Annotated in this window: 12 protein-coding genes; 5 read left to right on the forward strand and 7 right to left on the reverse strand. The window is 72.2% G+C overall.

Annotated features, from left to right (window positions below; all coding sequences use genetic code 11):
- Window positions 1-114: 114 nt before the first annotated feature.
- The gene (locus AB0B90_RS16585) at window positions 115-1,086 is read right to left on the reverse strand and encodes a helix-turn-helix domain-containing protein (protein WP_350941730.1); all 972 of its coding nucleotides are present in this window, start codon (window positions 1,084-1,086) and stop codon (window positions 115-117) included.
- A gap of 196 nt (window positions 1,087-1,282) precedes the next feature.
- Window positions 1,283-2,620, reverse strand: a complete 1,338-nt coding sequence (locus AB0B90_RS16590) for an ATP-binding protein (RefSeq protein ID WP_362923199.1) — start codon at window positions 2,618-2,620, stop codon at window positions 1,283-1,285.
- A 290-nt stretch (window positions 2,621-2,910) separates the two neighbouring features.
- Between AB0B90_RS16590 and AB0B90_RS16595 the strand changes: the two genes are divergently transcribed.
- A complete protein-coding gene (locus tag AB0B90_RS16595) occupies window positions 2,911-3,423 on the forward strand; it encodes a GNAT family N-acetyltransferase (protein WP_362923201.1) in 513 nt (170 codons plus the stop codon).
- A 181-nt stretch (window positions 3,424-3,604) separates the two neighbouring features.
- On the opposite strand, the gene AB0B90_RS16600 is transcribed toward AB0B90_RS16595, so the two are convergent.
- Window positions 3,605-4,387, reverse strand: coding sequence for a glycoside hydrolase family 16 protein (locus AB0B90_RS16600; RefSeq protein WP_350941726.1), 783 nt, complete (start codon window positions 4,385-4,387; stop codon window positions 3,605-3,607).
- A 30-nt stretch (window positions 4,388-4,417) separates the two neighbouring features.
- Between AB0B90_RS16600 and AB0B90_RS16605 the strand changes: the two genes are divergently transcribed.
- Entirely contained in the window at window positions 4,418-4,738 is a 321-nt protein-coding gene (locus AB0B90_RS16605) for a hypothetical protein (RefSeq protein ID WP_350941725.1), read from the forward strand.
- A gap of 117 nt (window positions 4,739-4,855) precedes the next feature.
- A complete protein-coding gene (locus tag AB0B90_RS16610) occupies window positions 4,856-6,160 on the forward strand; it encodes a hypothetical protein (protein WP_362923203.1) in 1,305 nt (434 codons plus the stop codon).
- Window positions 6,161-6,731: 571 nt separating this feature from the next.
- Here the strand turns inward: AB0B90_RS16610 and AB0B90_RS16615 are convergent.
- From AB0B90_RS16615 to AB0B90_RS16630, 4 genes are read right to left on the reverse strand one after another with little or no spacing between them, the layout of a single operon-like run.
- Window positions 6,732-7,733, reverse strand: a complete 1,002-nt coding sequence (locus AB0B90_RS16615) for a MinD/ParA family protein (protein ID WP_350941723.1) — start codon at window positions 7,731-7,733, stop codon at window positions 6,732-6,734.
- A 46-nt stretch (window positions 7,734-7,779) separates the two neighbouring features.
- Window positions 7,780-9,897 (reverse strand): hypothetical protein, encoded by a 2,118-nt coding sequence (locus AB0B90_RS16620; RefSeq protein WP_362923205.1) that lies wholly within the window; start codon window positions 9,895-9,897, stop codon window positions 7,780-7,782.
- The gene (locus AB0B90_RS16625) at window positions 9,894-12,032 is read right to left on the reverse strand and encodes a hypothetical protein (protein ID WP_350941720.1); all 2,139 of its coding nucleotides are present in this window, start codon (window positions 12,030-12,032) and stop codon (window positions 9,894-9,896) included. The genes AB0B90_RS16620 and AB0B90_RS16625 overlap by 4 nt, the downstream gene beginning before the upstream one ends.
- Window positions 12,033-12,062: 30 nt before the next feature.
- Window positions 12,063-13,220 (reverse strand): hypothetical protein, encoded by a 1,158-nt coding sequence (locus AB0B90_RS16630; protein ID WP_350941719.1) that lies wholly within the window; start codon window positions 13,218-13,220, stop codon window positions 12,063-12,065.
- Between the two features lie 800 nt (window positions 13,221-14,020).
- Here AB0B90_RS16630 and AB0B90_RS16635 point away from each other — a divergent pair.
- Both AB0B90_RS16635 and AB0B90_RS16640 read left to right on the forward strand, forming a co-directional pair.
- Window positions 14,021-14,236, forward strand: coding sequence for a hypothetical protein (locus AB0B90_RS16635; RefSeq protein WP_350941718.1), 216 nt, complete (start codon window positions 14,021-14,023; stop codon window positions 14,234-14,236).
- Window positions 14,237-14,425: 189 nt separating this feature from the next.
- Complete coding sequence (locus tag AB0B90_RS16640) at window positions 14,426-16,741, forward strand: polysaccharide lyase 8 family protein (protein ID WP_362923208.1); 2,316 nt, start codon at window positions 14,426-14,428, stop codon at window positions 16,739-16,741.
- The last annotated feature ends 8 nt before the right edge of the window (window positions 16,742-16,749 follow it).

The following is a 16,749-nucleotide window of genomic DNA, read 5'->3' on the forward strand; positions in this document are numbered from 1 at the left end:
GGCCTCGACGATGGCTTCCCGTCCGGTCGGGCCCCGACGGTGGTTTCCCGCTGTCCGGGCCCCGACGGTGGTTCCCCGTCCGGTCGCTGAGCGCTCCCGGGGGTCCCTGCGGGGTCAGGCGTTCACGTTCACCGGCCGGAAGGTGCGGCGGTAGGCCATCGGCGAGACGCCGATGGCCGCCTGCAGGTGCTGGCGGAGCGAGGCGGCGGTGCCGAACCCCGATCGCAGTGCGACGCCGTCCACCGGCAGGTCGCTGGTCTCCAGGAGCCGCCGGGCCAGTTCGACCCGCTGCAGGATGAGCCACTGCCCGGGGCTGAGCCCCATCTCGTCGCGGAAGCGCCGGGTGAAGGTACGGCGGCTCATCCGGGCGTGGGCGGCCAGTTCGCCGAGGGAGAGCGGCTCGTGCAGCCGCTCCAGCGCCCAGGCCCTGGTCGGGGCGGTCGTCGCCGCGGTCGGGGCGGGAATCGGGCGCTCGATGAACTGCGCCTGACCGCCGTCGCGCCACGGCGGGACGACGCACCGCCTGGCCACGCGGTTCGCCACCTCGGTGCCGTGGTCGCGCCGGACGATGTGCAGGCAGAGGTCGATCCCCGCGGCGACCCCTGCCGAGGTGAGCACGTCCCCGTCGTCCACGAACAGCACATCCGGGTTGACCTTGACCTTGGGAAACAGCTTCTGGAAGTGGTCGGTGTGGCTCCAGTGGGTGGTCGCGGGGCGGCCGTCGAGCAGTCCGGCCGCCGCGAGCACGTAGGCGGCGGTGCAGATCGAGACCAGGCGGGTGCCCGGCCGGATGCGCGCGATCGCGTCGGCCACGGGGGCGGGGAGCCGTCCCTCGGCGGAGATCGCTCCGAGGGCGCGGGTGGCCGGGATCACCACGGTGTCCGCGTCCGCCAGGACTTCGGCTCCGTGGTCCACCGCGATCGCGAAGTCGGCGTCGGCGCGTACGGGGGTGCCGTCGACGGTGCAGGTGAGCACCTCGTAGAGCGGTTCGCCGTCCGCGCCCCTGGCGATGCCGAAGATTCGCGGCGGGATGCCCAGCTCGAAGGGGATCACACCGTCCATGGCGAGCATGACGATCCTGTGCATGACCCGATTCTTGCATGGGTGAGGTACGGGCCATCCCCGCAGAGGGCCGCCGCTCTCCCTCCCCAAGGCCGCCTTTCGCGAAGCCCGTTTCCTTCGCCGAGGGTGGCACCGCCTGCCAAGCCCGTTCCCTTCATCGAGGGACGCCGTTTCCGCCGCGGGGTGTTAGGTGAAGCCCCGTCCCCGCCGCGAGGTGGGCTCAGGAGTCGGCCGCGGTCGACAGCGGCAGGCGGAGGACGAGGCGGGCGCCGCGGCCGGTGGCGGTGTCGGCGGCGTAGAGCCTGCCGCGGTGTGCCACGGCGATGTCCCTGGCGATCGGCAGGCCCAGGCCGGTTCCTCCGGCGTCGCGGCTACGCGCCGAGTCCAGGCGGGTGAACCGCTGGAAGACCCGCTCCCGCTCTTTCTCGGGGATGCCGAGCCCGTCGTCGATGACCTCCACCACGGCCTCGCCCGACCGGCTCCCGACCCGGACCTGCACCTCCTTCGCCGCGTGCCGGTCGGCGTTGGCCAGCAGGTTGGTGAGCAGCCGTCCCAGCTGGACCCTGCTGCCTCGCACCGTGACGCCGGGTTTGAGCTTCAGCAGTACCTCGTGCCGGATCGGCCGGCGCTCCACCTCCGAGGTGACCAGGTCGGCGAGGTCGATCACCTCCGGTGCGCCTCGTACGCCGGAGTCCAGGCAGGCGAGCAGCAGCAGGTCCTCGATGACGGCCTGGAGGCGGTCCGCGTCGGCCAGCACCGAGCGCATCGTGGTGAGCGGGTCCTCCGCCTCGGGGTCGGAGATCGCCAGTTCGAGCTTGGTACGCAGCCCGGTCAGGGGGGTGCGCAGCTCGTGGGAGGCGTCGGAGGCGAAGCGGCGCTGGTTCTCCACGGCCCGCTCCAGTCTTTCGAGGGTCGCGTTGATGGTCCGTGTGAGCTGCGCCATCTCGTTTCCCGAGGTGGGGACGGGCATCCGGCGGCTGAGGTCGGAGGCGGTGATCTCGGTCATCTCGGCGCGGATCCGTTCCACCGGGGCGAGCGTACGGCCGGCGAGCTGCCAGGCGCCCCAGCCGAGCAGTGTGAGAAGTCCCGAGGAGAAGAGCGCCAGCGTGACCACCAGGAAGCTGGAGCGGAGCAACGGGGGTTCCGGTGTCATCGCGTAGACCATCACGTCGCCGTAGGCGGAACGTTCGACCCGCAGTCCCACGACGCCGTAACACGCCCGTTCTCCCGTCGGTGGCAGGGCCGCGCACACCGTCTCGTCCACTCGTGTCTCGCCGGGCGGCGGGCGCGTCCGGGTCAGAGGCGGTTGTCCCTTCATGGCAGGGCTGGCGGCGACCACCCGGCCGTCGTTCGCGACGACCTGGATGCGGTTGACGCGGTTGAGCGGGAAGATGACGCTGTCCGCGGGGCCTTTCTCGACGGCCAGGGCCGCGTTGGCGGCCGCGCCGGCCGCCAGGTCGGAGAGGTCCGCCGAGAGTTTGGCCCTCACGACCTGCCAGGTGGCGAACATGCCCATGCCCAGCACCAGGGCGAACGCGATGATCGCTATAAGGGTCACCTGCCCTCGGATTGACCGCGGACGTCGAATTATGGCTACCCCCCGAAAAAGTGGCTCCTCCTATTTAATGTCAGCCTTTTAAGGCATTTATAGGTGATTAACGTTAATCAGCTAGTAAAGCGCGACCAAGCTCTCGTTGTTGTTCGGCGGGAAAGGGTAACGGTTCCCACCTGCGGCGCGACCGGGAGGAGCGTCGGACAGGCGGTGCCGGATGCGGGGTAAGGCGCCAGATGTAGGGATTCGGCTGGCATGTCATCGTGTGTGGGTGTGTGTCCTGTTAAGATCCGCCGATGGTTATCCGTGACGGTCACCTTGGCGACGTACCGGCCGTTCTGGCGATGTTCGACGGCGCGGTGGCGTGGTTGACCTCCCTGGGCCGCACCGGCCAGTGGGGCAGCGAGCCGTTCTCCGCCGACGCGGCCCGTGTCGAGCGGATCACCTCGTGGGCGACATCCGGCGGGATGCGCGTCGCCGAGCTCGACGGCCGGCCCGCGGGCTGCCTGGTCGTGGGGCCCGCCATGGCCTACGTCGCCCCCGCTCCCGAGCCGGAGCTCTACATCCAGGGGCTGGTCGTCGACCCGAGGTTCCACGGCCGGGGAGTCGGGGCCGCCCTGCTGGAGCGCGCCCGCGCGGAGGCCGCGGGGCTGGGGATCGCGCTGGTGCGGGTCGACTGCTACGCCGGTGACGACGGCCGGCTGGTGGCGTACTACGAGAGCCAGGGCTTCACCAGGACGGAGAGCTTCAAGGTCGGCGACTGGCCCGGCCAGGTCCTGGAGTCGAGGCTCTCCGTGGTCACGGGCTGAACGGCGGGTGGAGGGGCCACCACCTCGAAGAGGTTCGACGCTCACCGAGCGTCCCGCGCCGAGAGGGCCGTGCCGGATGAGCGGCCCGGAGGAGCGGCCCGGATGAGTGAGAAGGCCGCGGACGCGAGAAGGGTGCGGGACCCGTGACGGGTCCCGCACCCTCCTGTCGTGCGGAGCGGGGTCAGCCCGCGGTTCCCGCCGAGGCCGGGTAGATGCGGAGCCAGTCCACTTCCATCCACGCCTCACCGGAGCTGCCCTGGCCGGGGAACCAGTCCAGCTGCAGGCAGACCGACATCGAACTACGGGTGGCGTTGCCGGAGCGGAACCACTCCTGCCCGTCGATGTAGCCGACGACGCTGCTGGGGGTGACCTCCACGGCGTAGGTGTGCCAGGCGGTCATGTCGATGTTGGCGTGGGCCTGCTCCTGCCCCTGAGGGGTGTGCAGGAAGAAGTTCGGCCGCTGCCGCTCGGGATCGTTGATGACCTCCAGGAAGTCGATCTCCTCACCGGTGGAACTCCGCACGTTGCCGCCGCCGTCCTTCGGCCACAGCAGGGCGACGGGGTGGTACGACCCGGCTCCCGGGTACAGGCGGACACGGGTCTCCCAGCGCCCGTACGCCTGGGCGTGACGGGCGGCCAGGCCGGCGGTGGTCCCGTCCTCGCGGCCGTACAGGTAGAGCGCCCCGTTTCCGAGGTAGAGCTGCTGGGGGGATCGGCGGCCGTTTCCGGCGTGCCCGGCCGAGTCGTAGAACACCCAGTCGGACTCGTCGAGGTAGTCGTCGAACTCCGCGCACCAGGACGGTGCGCCCCAGTTGAGGGCTTGCGCGGCGCTGGCCTCGCCGGTGGCGGCGGGGGCGCAGGGGGCCGCGGAGACCACCTCTCCCTGGGCCGCGCTGAGGGTGCTCACCGTCAGCGCGGCCACCATGCTGAGTACGGCCACCCGCACGTGGGATCTGGTGATCATGATTACTCCTCCCAGGATCTTGCGCAGAGTGTGGAGGGACTGAAGCTCCAGCAGCCGGTGCTCGTCGGGCTCGGGCTGGGGATCGCCCACACGGCCGGGCCCGACGGCTGGGTGGGTGAGGCGGGCGGCGCGAACACCCAGCGCGGCGCACCCGCCGGCTCGTGGTTCGCGATCAGCCGGACGCCGGGGGACGCCGCGGTACGGCCACGCCAGGGCGCGAGGCTCCAGCACGAGGCGAGGTCCTCCGGCTTACAGAAGTCGGAGGTGGAGCGCTTGAGCGGGGGCAGAGGCAGGACGGTACGGATCGAGGGCGCCGGGGACGGGGCCGCCATCGGGGATCGGGTGCTCTGAACCGGCTCGAGCAGGAGGGAGGGGTCGCGGGCGTCGGTCCGCGCGGGCACGGGCCGGGGCGCGTGGGTCGCCCAGCGCGGCGGGCCGGGGCGCGACGAGGTGGCGGTGGGAGCCGGGGTGACGGGCTGGGTCGGGCTCGCCGAGGGCTTCGGAGTCTCCTTGGGCGAGGTGGTGGGCTTCCGAGTGGGCTTGGGGGCGGGGGTGCCGCTCGGCGCGGTTTTGGTCGCCGTCGCCGTCGCGGTGGGTTTCGCCGTTGACGTCGCGGTGGGTGTGGGGGACGGCGCGGGCTGGGTGGTCGTACCGGAGGGGGACGGTGTCGTCGCCGGCGGCGGTGTCCCGGTCGACGTGGGTGAGGAGGTGGTGCTGGGCGACGGCGCCGGGGTGGCGGGGGCGGAGGTCGCCGTGGAGGTCGCCGACGGTGCCGGGGTGGCGGTCGGCTTCGGCGGCGCCGAGGTGGGCTTCTTGGCCTCGGGGGACGGGTCGTTGGTGGGCCTGGTGTTCTCGGGCGGCGCCGAGGGGACCTTCCTGGCCCTCACGGGGGCGTCGGTGGGCTCGGTGTTCCTCCTGGTCGTCGGCTTGGTCGTCGGCTCGGACCTCTTCGGCGAGCTCTCGGTGGACCTGGTGCTCACGGGCGGGTCCTCGGCGGGACGCGACCTGCTGGACGGCGAGCTCGTCGGCGCCGCGTTCCTGGACCGGGTGGCCTCCCGCGTCGTCGTCCCGTCGGGGGACGTGGAACGCCGCTCGACGGGAGCGTCCTCCTCCACGCGCGGTGCGGTGTTCCTCTCGCCGGAACGGTTACGGGACGTGGGAGGAGGGCTGTCGGTCTCGGTGAACGTCTCGGGGGACGAGGTCTCCTCCGAGGGGGCGCGACGCGTCCGCGTCCCGGCGGGCGGGCTCTCGTCCCTGGAACGGGAGTCGCTGCCCGAGGGCGGGTTCCTGTCGGATGTCGAACGGGAGTCGTCCGAGGGGGCCGAACGAGAGTCGTCCGACGGGGGAGTCCTGTCCTGCTGGGAGGAGTCCTCGACCTCGGAGGGGGGTTCCTGGCGTGCGGGGGGAGAACCGGCGAACTCCTGCGACGGTGAGCCGGAGCTCAGGCCGGGATCGGCCATGGCGGCCCACGGCTGGGCGATGACCGCGCTCGTCGTCGCGGATACCGCGGCCAGCAGAAGGCCGGAGAGTAAGGTGACACGCCGGGATGAGCTGCGTGGGGGCATTGATCGCTCTTCCTCGATCTATGGGGTGGGCTCTGGGCCGGAGATGGGTTTCCAGCCCGCGGCGGTGAATTCCGGGGTGCCCGGGAGGGCGACCGGCGGCACGGAGGTGGCGAGGGGGTCGGGGACGTTGACCCAGTCCCCCTGGTTCGCACCGCGCATGCCGGGCTGCCAGACCATGAGCAGGCTCATGGCGTATGGGCTCGAATAGGTCGGATCGGTGTCGCCGACGCCCTTGGTCGCGGTCACCTGGACCAGGACCGAGACCTGCACCTGATCCTGGGCGCGGGGTTTCCACTGGACGCCGATCGTCCGTGTCCTCATGGCGGCGCCCTCGGGGAGTGCCCCGTCCTTGGGCAGGCCGAGGATCTCCCTCCAGCCCGCGACGGCCTCGCGGGCACCGGCCCGCGCCGCGTCGTGCTCCTCGGGCCGCGCGTAGAGCACCGCGGCCTGCTCGGCCTGTTCGACGTCCAGGGTCCACGCCGCCTCCAACGCCGCGGCGGCGGCGGAGGCCGCGCCCAGCTCGGTGCGGGGGAACCCGACGGGGTAACCGGCCGCACCCTCGTAGGCGGAGGGTGGGGCGAGGAGAACGGTATCCCCGAGGGCCTTCGGCGCGGAGGCGTTCACGGGGGTGGCGGAGTCGGGTCGGAGGAGCTGCCATGCGCCGGCCGCCAGCAGGATCGTCCCCACGATCGAGACGACCACGATGAGCATCCGCCGCCGGGCGCTTGGCGGCGGGCCCAGATCCCAGTCCAGCGTGGGATCGTCGGCGACCGGTCGCACTAGTGGCTCCGGTCGGGGCGCTGCCCGAAGCTCTGCCCGGCCGCGGCGGCCAGGCGGAGGTACGCGCCCCGGGTCGTGGGTCGGAGGCGGACCAGGTCGACCTCCGCGCCCTCCTTGAGGTGCGGGTCGTAGGGGATGCGGATCACCGAGCGGCAGCGCGAGGAGAAGTGGCGCTCCAGCAGGTCCAGGTCCACGTCGGACTTGGGCTCCACGGCGTTCAGCACGACGATGGCGTTCCTGACGAGATCGGCGTGGCCGTGGGCGGTCAGCCAGTCCAGCGTCGCGGCGGCCGAACTCGCCCCGTCCACCGCGACCAGGCTGACCAGCACGATCTGGTCGGCCAGTTCCAGCGTCGCGCCCATCGCCCCGTGCAGCAGGCCGGTCCCGCAGTCGGTGATGCAGATGGAGTAGTAGCGCTCGATGAGCCCGGCGACCGTGCGGTAGTCCTCGGCGTTGAACGCCTCGCTCACCGCCGGGTCGGTGTCGGAGGCGAGGACCTCGAGCCGGGCGGGTGACTGGGAGGTGAAGGCGCGCGCGTCGGCGTAGCGCAGGATGTGCGGGGCCTCGGCCAGCATCGTGCGGATGGTCGCGGCCGTCTCGGACTTGACCTTGAGACCGAGGGTCCCGCGGTCGGGGTTGGCGTCGATCGCGATCACCCGGTCACCGCGCAGCGAGGCCAGCGTGTTGCCGAGGGCGACGGTCGTCGTGGTCTTGCCGACCCCGCCCTTGAGGCTCATGACCGCGATCCGGTGGTGCCCGCTCGCGACGGGGGTCTGGGCATGCGCGATCAGCGTGCGCCGTTCCACCTCCGCCGCCGACTCCGCGGGGATGATGCGCTTGCCGGAGAGCTGCCAGACGAGGCGGCGCCACCCCCCGGCGGGTTCCGGGCGGCGGTTGGTGAGCAGGTGCTCCGCGGTGAGCGGGACCGTTTCGTGGAACTGGTCGGGCGGGAGCGGCGGATTGGGGGGTGATGCATGGATATGTGGAGATGTGTCCGTCATTTCCCTGGTCCTTTCTTGAAAAGTGATCGTGGGGGGATGGGGTCGGTCAGCAGGTCCGCCAGCGCACCGTCGTACTGATCGAGTCGTCGAGGGCGTGCACGGTCACCGGAGCGGTGGCCGACGCGGGGGCGCCACACCAGTTGCGGACCCGGTGCGCACGCAGGTTGATCACCTGGGTGACCCCCTCCCGCAGCGTGCCGCCGGAAGGGCTCACGGCCAGGCCGGGAGCCGAGATCCGCCATTTCAACGGCTCTCCGGAGGAGGTGATGACCATGCTTCCCAGGCCGAACTCGTCCAGCGTCACCACGGGCGGGACCCGCAGGCGGGAGGCGAGCCCGTCCTGCCGCGCCGGCGCGTCGGCGGCGGGAGGCGGAGATCGGGTGGCCTGGCTGGTGGACGCCTGCAGCGACCTCGCGGGCTCCTCGGGCCCGATCGCGGGGCCGAGGAAGTTCATTCCGGTCAGGGTGCCCGCCGCGCCCGCCACGACGATGATGACGATCTTGATCGTCGTGTTCCTGATCCGGGCACCCGCCCAGCTGAGCGCCTCCAGTACGCGGATCCCCATCTCGATCCGCTCCTCGTCGGGGCGGTCGTCGGGTTCGGTGTGGAAGCGCAGCGCGGGAACCTGGGTGTCGTCGAGTGTCCCGGTCTCGCGGGTTCTGGCCTCGCGGGTTTTGTTGTCGCGCGCTCGGGTTTCGCGTGTCCCGGTATCGCGCATCTCGACGGACGCCTGCCCGGCGATGACGACGGGTTCGGCCTTGGCGACCGGTTGGGGAGCCGGCGGCTCCTGCCGGGGGATGGTGCCGGTGAGCTCCTCGCTCTGGGCGAGGACCTCGCGAGCCCACGCCTGGGTGAGCAGGGCGTCGTAGAGGGGGGTGTCGTGTCCGGGTACGGGAGGCGCGGACGGCGGGCGGGCCGGCCGGGTCCTGCGGGGCGGCAGGGCGGGCAGCGGGGGCAGGCCCGAGGAGGCGGCGGGAGCGCGGGAACCCGCCGCGGGCCCCTCTCCCGACGCCGTGACCGGCGACACCGCGCCCGACGTCGTACTCGGCGGCGTCGTGGCGGGTGGTGTCGCGGCGGGTGGCTTCGGCTTCGTGGGAGGTTTCGACGCCACCGGTGGGTAGGGGGGCGTGCCGACCCTGGGCGAGGGAGGTGCCGGGGTGGTGCCGCCCGCGGCCGGGGAGGCGGGCGGCGTGGAGGAACGTCGTCCGGGCGGGGAGGCGGGCGATGCGGAGGACCGTCGTCCGGGTGGGGCGGAGTGCCGGCTGCCGGGCGGGGCGGGAGTCCGGCCCCCGGGCTGGGGCGCGGGAAGGACCGGGGAGTGTCCACCCGCGGGAGGGGCGGACAGGACGGGAGACCCGCCACGGGCCGGTCGTGTGGGCGGGGCCGCCTTCGAGGCCGCCTCGCGGGCGGTCTCGGGAGGCAGTGAGTCCGCGAGCCGCCGCCGCTCCTCGGCGGAGAGCGGCGCGACCGGGGGATAGGCGATCATCTGCGGCGCCGTGTAGCGGATGTTGATCGGCCGCGTGCACACGGAACACCTGATCATGTGGGAGAGCAGGCTCGCCTGGGCCTCCACCGGGTCCGCGGCGGAGTGCGCCGTCCGTCCGCCGGGCGGGCCGTCGGGAAAGACGTCGGGAAAGACGTTCTCCACCAGCGGGGCGAGCTCCGGGCAGGTACGCCGCCCGTGGGTGAGCGCGTCCAGCCCGCTCACCAGGGTCTCGATCAGATCCTGGGTACGGGTGGTGAGCCTGCTGACCTCGCTGACGGGCATCGCCAGCACGTGGGAGAGGTCCTCCATGCTGAGCGCGTGACGGTACGTCAACCTGAGCGCCTCGGTGCCCAGGGGGTCGACGATCGTCCACACCCGCTCGATCAGCGAGGCGTCGGGCATGCCGGGCCCCGAACCCGGCACGTACCGCTCCCGGTAGGCGGCAGAGGTGCGGCAGTCACGTCGCAGTACGGCCAGCAGCCGCCCCCGGGCCGTGACGCCCTCGGGAGCGGCCTCGGCCCGGCCGGCCGCCAGCGCGGAGACGACCGCCGCGTGCGCCCGGCCGGGTTCGAGATGGGAGGCGGCGTAGTCCATCAGGTGCGCGCCGTGCTCACGTACCCAGGCCGCCCCCTGGCCGGGGCCGGGCGCGGGACGCCCGGTTCCGGTAGGTGTGCTCATCGGCCCTCGTACTCGAACGGGTTCTGCTCGGTCTGGTCTCGGGGAGGCCGGCCCCGGTCGGACTGGGCGGGAGCGGTGTTCTCGCCCGGCCACTGTTCGGAGACGTCGCCTCCGGTGTCTCTGGGTGCCACCGCGTCATCGGGACCCGGCTGGGCGGGGTTCAGCCCGCCAGTGTCAGGCTGCCAGGGCTCCTCCTGGCCGGGGACGCCCTGTCGCCGGTCGCCCTGCCGCTGCTCACCTTGCCGCTGCTCGCCCTGTCGCCGGTCGGTCTGTCCCTGGTCAGGCTGCGGGAGGGTGCTCTCGCTGGGGATCGGGCTGGGAAGCGGGACGGGAGGAGGATCGGTCACCACGAGCTCCAGATTGCGCTGGGGCAGTCCGGTGAACTTGGTCCAGTTGCTGATCTGGCCGGGTGCGGGCTCCGCGTAGAGCCAGCGGATGAAGGCGGGCCACAGGCACGAGTCGCGGGGGATCGTGGCCTGGCCGCCCTGGGCCTGGTCCGGCCCCTGGGTCGCGCTGAGCGCCCGGAGTTCCTCGGCGGTGTAGTCACGGCACGGCGGGGTGCCCGGCGGGGCGATGTTGAGGTCCCACACGCCGTTCTCGTCCGTGTAGCGCATCCCCCTGTCCAGCCCGAGGGCCTCGTGGGCGCGCCGCATGAGCTCGGGGTTCTCGAAGATCGGCAGTGAGACACCGCCGTCCGGGCCACCGCCGGGAAGCTGCGGGGTGGCCGGCATGAGCACGGTCCCGTCGGGACCCTGCGACGCGTTCTCGGCGGGACCGAGGGAAGGCTGCGGCTGGGACGGCCCGGCCGAAGGGAGCTTCCGCGACGGGTCGGGCGCCTGGGAGCGAGTGCGGTCGCCGTCGCGCGGTGCCACCGAGGGCGTGCCGGCGTCACCGGTCGGCCTGGTCTCGGGAGACGCCGTGGACACGGGACCCTCACCCGAGGGCACGATCGGCCGGCCGGTGCCCGACCGGATCGCCGGCCTCAGGGTGCCCGTCGGCCGGGGGTTCCTCGCGTTGTCCCCGGGCTGCGGGTTCCTGGCGTCGCCGATGGGCCGAGGCTGCTGCTGCCCGTTTCCTCCGGTGGGCTGGGCCTGCGGGGGCTTGAGGCCACCGGTCGGCTGGGGCTGCTGCTGCCGGTTCCCCTCGCCGGGACGCTGCCCGTTCCTGTCCGGGGACTGCTGCCACTTCCCGTCGGGGGGCTGCTGTCCGTTCCTGCCGGTGGGCTGGGGCTGTGGCTGCCTGTTTCCGTTGTCGGCGGGGGGCTGCTGTCCGTTTCCGCCGGTGGGCCGGGGTTGCGGCTGCCTGTTTCCGTTGTCGGCGGGGGGCTGCTGCCCGTTCCCTCCGCTGGGCCGGGGCTGTGCCGACAGGGTGGGCGCCGAGGACCTCGTCGCGCCGGACTCGGGAGCCGGCTTGGGCGGCGAGACGACCTCGACCTGCTCCACGGGCCGCGGCTCGATGACGCTGCCGCTCTCGTTCTGGCTCTCCGAGATGTTGCCGCTGATCTTCTTCGTCGGGGTCGGAGCCGGTGGGGCGGGAGGGTTGACGGGCTGGTTGTTCACCTGGGCGGGAGGAGGCTGGGCGGGGGGTTGCGCCGGCCCGGGGTTGGGTGCGGGCTGGACCGGCGCCGGGTCGGGCTTGGCGGGCGGATCGGCCTTCTTGGGCGTCGTGGGTTTCGTCGACGTGGTCGCCTTGGGGGCGGCCGGCGGGGCCGGAGTGCTCTTGGGGTTTCCCGGCCGCTGGAGGGGGGCGGCCGCGGCGGCGGCCACGCCCAGGACGGGAAGGGCGACACAGCCTTCCGCGGTGCCGCCGACCGCGCGCCCGTCGGTGGTGGTGGTCAGGCAGACCCGCTGATCCCCGGCGGCGGAGGCCCGTTTGGCGCCCTTCGCGATCGTGCTGCCCGCGTCGGCGCCGGAGAGCGGGAGCGGTTGGTCACCGCCGGGTGCCGCGCCCGCCGACCAGGCTCCCGCCTGGTCGTCGAGGAGGTACGTTCCCGCGGCGAGTCGCATCACCTGCCCCTCGCCGGGGTCGGGGCGGATGGCGATGACGGTTCCCAGCCCGGCGCCGGCGCCGAAGACACCGATCGCGACACTCGCAGTGATCACCGTCGCGCGCGATGGCTTACGTGAGGGTGTCATTAGAATGTTCCTTTTCTTCCGGTAAAAACGTCAGTCGCCGTGGCTCTCCAGGACATCGCTCCACTCGCCCAGCACGCGAGCGGGTTCGTTCGAGCCGACGGGGGGGACATGGGTCACATACATGCGTCCGTATGTGGCGCTCACCGAGCGTGCGAAGGACTTGCCGCGGGTGCGGACGGCGGCCGAGCCCTTCAGCTTGACCTTCGCCCCTTCCCGCACCGCCTCGCGGAGCTCGGTGGATCGGGCTCCATACCAGACCAGGGCGCCCCCGTCACTGGTCCTGAGTGCGCGTACCGGTCCCTCAAGCCGGTACGACAGCGTGAGCTTCCAGTCGGCCTGCTCCAGCCGGACCCGCTCCTGATGCCAGAACAGCGAGGCCTCACTGGTCCACGGGCCTTCCTCGAACCGCGAGTCGATCTCCGCGTTCTCCAGACTCGCGAGGTGCGCGCGGGCGATCTGCCGAGGGGTCGCGCTCAGGCCGGTGGCGTTCTCCGGCAGGCTCGTCGCGTACCCCTCGCCGTCGGTGGCTATCTTGGGGAACCGCGCCGGGGTGTCGCGCGTGTCGGCCGCCGAGGCGACGAGCCGCCAGCCTCCGGGGGCCGAGCTCATCACGTCGACGATCCTCGCGACACCCGGCTCGTGCGAGACCGCCACGAACCAGTCGGCGGTGCCCTCCACGTGGCGCGGGATCCACACCTGGGGGTTGGGCCATATCCCCGTCGCGAGTGAGGTCCCCTGCATCTCGGCGGTCTTGAAACTCGCCCGTGTCATCTCCAGCGCGAGCCCGTGCTCCAGCTTCGCCATGGCCGCCTGGTCCTTCCTGGCCTGGGCCGCCGACAACCCTCGCTGGTAACGGCCGTGGATGCCGTACGCCTCCTTGGCGGTGAGCTCGGGTGAGCTGGACCCGGCGGGCGGGTCGGCGGGTGGCGGGGTGGTCCTGGTCTCGGTCCGTGGCCTCCGGGTGGGAGTGGCCTCGGGGCGAGGGGACTTCTCCTTGCCGCTTTTGGTGGGCGTGGGCTTCGGTGTCGGTTCGGGGGTGGAGCCGGAGGACTCCGGCGTCGGTGAAGGCGAGGAGTCGGCCTTCTCCCAGCCGGTGTCGGAAGGGTCGGGCGTGGGGTTCGCCGCGAGGGACGAACCGGAGGTCGATCTGGTCACGAGCCAGATCACGGCGAAGGCGATGATCGCCAAAACCGCCGTGAACAGAATAACCTTCCGCCAATCGAATGACAGGAGGCGTTCGGGATGCCAGTCGGATGCGTGTTCGGAATCGCGCCGAGAGGAAGCGCCGCCACGGCGAGAGGGCCCAGCCTGTCCATCTGGGAAATCTGATGCACGCCATGACATAGGTCCAAATATTAGACTGACCGTGATCTATTTGGAAGGTAAAGGGCTCAGTAATTGACACTTATGGTTATTGGGTTATAAATAACACCTAACTCGATATATGGACAGTCCGAAACGGCGAGTGCCCCCGCCTGCAGCCCTCCTGTGGTTGGATCGTGCCACTGGTTCTCTAGAGATGTGGGGACATCTGGAGGTTTCGGATGATCCCTCACGTTTCTTGGTGAACTGCCATTTCCCTGGGGAAGGCCGGTCGTTCACCTCCCGGTGGGCTTTCCGGCAGGGAGGCGGAGCTCTCGTCGCGTACGGGCGATCGCGCAAGCGTTTCCCACTCCGGATTGGTGCAAGCCGTCATAGCAACTTGATATGAATACGTTTCCTCTGTTTAGCTGTTCGGTTCCCGGCCGGTGTTCGGGTAATTGGAACCCTGCTTTTCCGAGACCGCTCGGAGGGCGGTGCCCCACCCCTCGGACGCCCGCTGGGCGAGGCGCGCGCGAGGCCGTACGCACGGCCGGGGGCGCCGGGGCGAGCGAGGGTTCGCCGCTGTCCGAGGTTGTGCGCGGGGCCTTCTCGACCGGGAGATGGACCTCCCAAGGCCAACCCCGGGGTATGGACCTCCCGAGGACGACCACGGCCCGGAGGCTGCCATGACCACCTACACCCTGTCGATCGTCGAAGGCGACACCGGCGACGACATCTTCTCGCCCGCCTCCCCGATCCACTTCAGTCAACTCGACGTGTACACCCTCATGTGGCTGACCGAGCACGGATACGAGGAGGGAGGAAGGCGGGTCGTGGTCACCCCGGTGGGCCACGAACCCGAGGGGGTCCGCGTGGTCGCCTCCCGCGACGTGGATCTCTGACCCCCGCCCGCCCGCGACGTGGCCCCACCCGAGTCGGATACCGCTCGGGGGATCACTCCGACCCTCGCCCGCCTGCGACGTGGTTCTCTCACCCCTGCCCGCCTGCGGCGGGTCGCCCACATCACGGCAAACGACGGCAATGTGGCGCGGTGTCCACGGCGAGGATGATTTCCGGCCGACAATCTAGGCGTGGACCGACATTCCCGGAGATCTTTCCTTCGGCTCGGCGGGGTCGTCGCGACCGGGGCGATGATCCCGGCGTACGCCGCGCACACCGGCACCGGGAGGCACGAGGAGACCGCGTCCCCGAAGAGCGCGTCGCACCCGCCGGCCGATCCCCTCACCGCGCTGCGTCACCGCTGGCGGGACGTGACGGCGGGGGCGGGGTTCGACGCGACGGCCGAGCCGTACCGGACCCGGCTGGCGAGGCTGGGGACGAGGGCGGCCGGATACCGGGACGCCATGGCACCGGCCGACGCGTCGCTCTGGCCCGGCCTGCCGTTCCCCTCGCTCGGCGCCACCACCGCCCGGCTGCGGGCCATGGCCCGCGCGTACGCCCTGCCGGGGACCGGCCTGACCGGCGACGCGAACCTGGCCGCGGCCGTCGCGACCGGCGTCGACCACTACCGGCGGCGGGTGTACGCGGCGGGCGCCGACCAGGTCGGCAACTGGTGGCACTGGCAGATCGGTGCCCCCAGGAACCTCCTCGACGCGGCCCTGCTGATCGGCCCGCACCTGACCGGCCCGCGGGCCGCGGCGCTGCGGGAGGCGGTGGACCACTTCGTCCCCGAGTGCCGCCTGGACGACTACGAGGGGACCAGCACCGGGGCCAACCGGGTGGACCTGTGCGTGGTGACGCTGCTGCGGGCCGTCCTCGGCTCCGACCCGGCGAAGGTCGCGCTCGCCGTCTCCGCGCTCTCCCCGGTCTTCCCCTACGTCTCCGAGGGCGACGGGTTCTACCGGGACGGCTCCTTCGTCCAGCACACGACCGTCCCCTACCAGGGCACGTACGGAGCGTCGTTGCTGTCCGGCCTCGCGACGCTGTTCGCGGTGTTGCGCGGCTCGCCGTGGGAGGTCGTCGACCGGGAAAGGCAGGTCGTCTTCGACAGCGTCGAGAGGACGTTCGCGCCGGTCGTCCACGACGGCTCCTGCATGGACCTGGTCAGCGGCCGGGCGGTCGGCAGGCGGCCGTACGGCGACCACGACAGGGGGCGGGCGATCGCCTCCGCGATCCTGCTGCTGGGAGAGACGGCCTCCGCCGCCGAGCGGTCCCGCTGGCAGGGCATGGTGAAGGGGTGGGCGCTGCGGAACACCCACCGGCCCATGCTCGACGCGGCCGAGGAGGACGACCTGGGCTTCCACGCCCGCCTCGCCGCGATCCTGGACGACGACGCCGTTCCCGCGGCCGAGGAACCCGCCGGACACCGGCTGCTCGCGATGAGCGCCCGCGCCGTCCACCGCGGGCCCGGCTGGTGCGCGGGCCTCAGCATGGCCTCCCACCGCATCGGCCACTACGAGCACGGCAACGGCGAGAACCTCCGCGGCTGGCACACCGGCTCGGGGATGCTCTACTGGTGGGCCGACGGCCACGGCGACCAGTACTCCGACTCCTTCTGGACCACCGTCGACCCCTACCGCCTGCCGGGCACGACCGTCTCCACCCGGCGGCTGGCCGACGGCGCCGGCGAGGCGTGGGGCGACACCTGCCCGCCGGGCCGCTGGGTGGGCGGCGCCACCGACGGTGCGTACGCGACGGTCGGCCAGCACCTGAACGGCTTCGAGAGCACCCTGGAGGCCTTCAAGTCGTGGTTCTTCCTCGACGACGCGGTGGTCTGCCTCGGCGCCGCGATCACCGCCGGCGACGGCGTGCCGGTCGAGACCGTCGTGGACAACCGCAGGACCGGCGCGCCTCTCGTCGTGGACGACGGGAAGGGGTGGGCGCACCTGGAGGGGCACGGCGGTTACGTGCTGCCCTGCGGCACCCGCCTGCGCACACTGCGCGAGGAGCGCACCGGCGGCCGGGAGCGGGCGACCCGGAGTTACGTGACGCTCTGGCTCGACCACGGCGTCGATCCCGTCTCGGCGGGTTACGTCTACCTCCTCCTGCCGGGCGCGAGCCTGGCGGAGACACAGGCCCGCGCCGCCGACCCCGGCTGGGCGCGGGTGCTCGCCAACAGCGCCCGCTGCCAGGGGGTCCGGGTCCCGTCGCTCGGGATCACCGCCGTCAACTTCTGGAACGACGGGGCCGCCGGGGACCTCGCCGTCTCCGCCCCGTGCGCGGTGCTGGTCAGGGAGACCGGCGACGGTACGGCGACGCTGACCGTGTCGGACCCCCGGCGCGACCTGGAGGAGCTCACCGTGACCTGGAACCGGCCGGTGACCGGGGTGTCGCGCGGGCATCCCCTGCTGGCGGGCGCGACGACCGGCGCGCGGCTCACGCTCACCTTCGGGCGCCTGGCGGGCCGGGGCGGCGGCTCGAACACGGTCGTCGTACGTCTCGGTTGACGGGGGCC

This window comes from Streptosporangium sp. NPDC049078, assembly GCF_040648855.1.
Classification (GTDB): Bacteria; Actinomycetota; Actinomycetes; order Streptosporangiales; family Streptosporangiaceae; genus Streptosporangium.

Coding starts and splice junctions, on each gene's coding strand:
- AB0B90_RS16585 (WP_350941730.1), bottom strand. CDS start 1,086: ATGCACAGGATCGTCATGCTCGCCATGGACGGTGTGATCCCCTTCGAG.
- AB0B90_RS16595 (WP_362923201.1), top strand. CDS start 2,911: ATGGTTATCCGTGACGGTCACCTTGGCGACGTACCGGCCGTTCTGGCG.
- AB0B90_RS16600 (WP_350941726.1), bottom strand. CDS start 4,387: ATGATCACCAGATCCCACGTGCGGGTGGCCGTACTCAGCATGGTGGCC.
- AB0B90_RS16615 (WP_350941723.1), bottom strand. CDS start 7,733: ATGACGGACACATCTCCACATATCCATGCATCACCCCCCAATCCGCCG.
- AB0B90_RS16620 (WP_362923205.1), bottom strand. CDS start 9,897: ATGAGCACACCTACCGGAACCGGGCGTCCCGCGCCCGGCCCCGGCCAG.
- AB0B90_RS16625 (WP_350941720.1), bottom strand. CDS start 12,032: ATGACACCCTCACGTAAGCCATCGCGCGCGACGGTGATCACTGCGAGT.
- AB0B90_RS16635 (WP_350941718.1), top strand. CDS start 14,021: ATGACCACCTACACCCTGTCGATCGTCGAAGGCGACACCGGCGACGAC.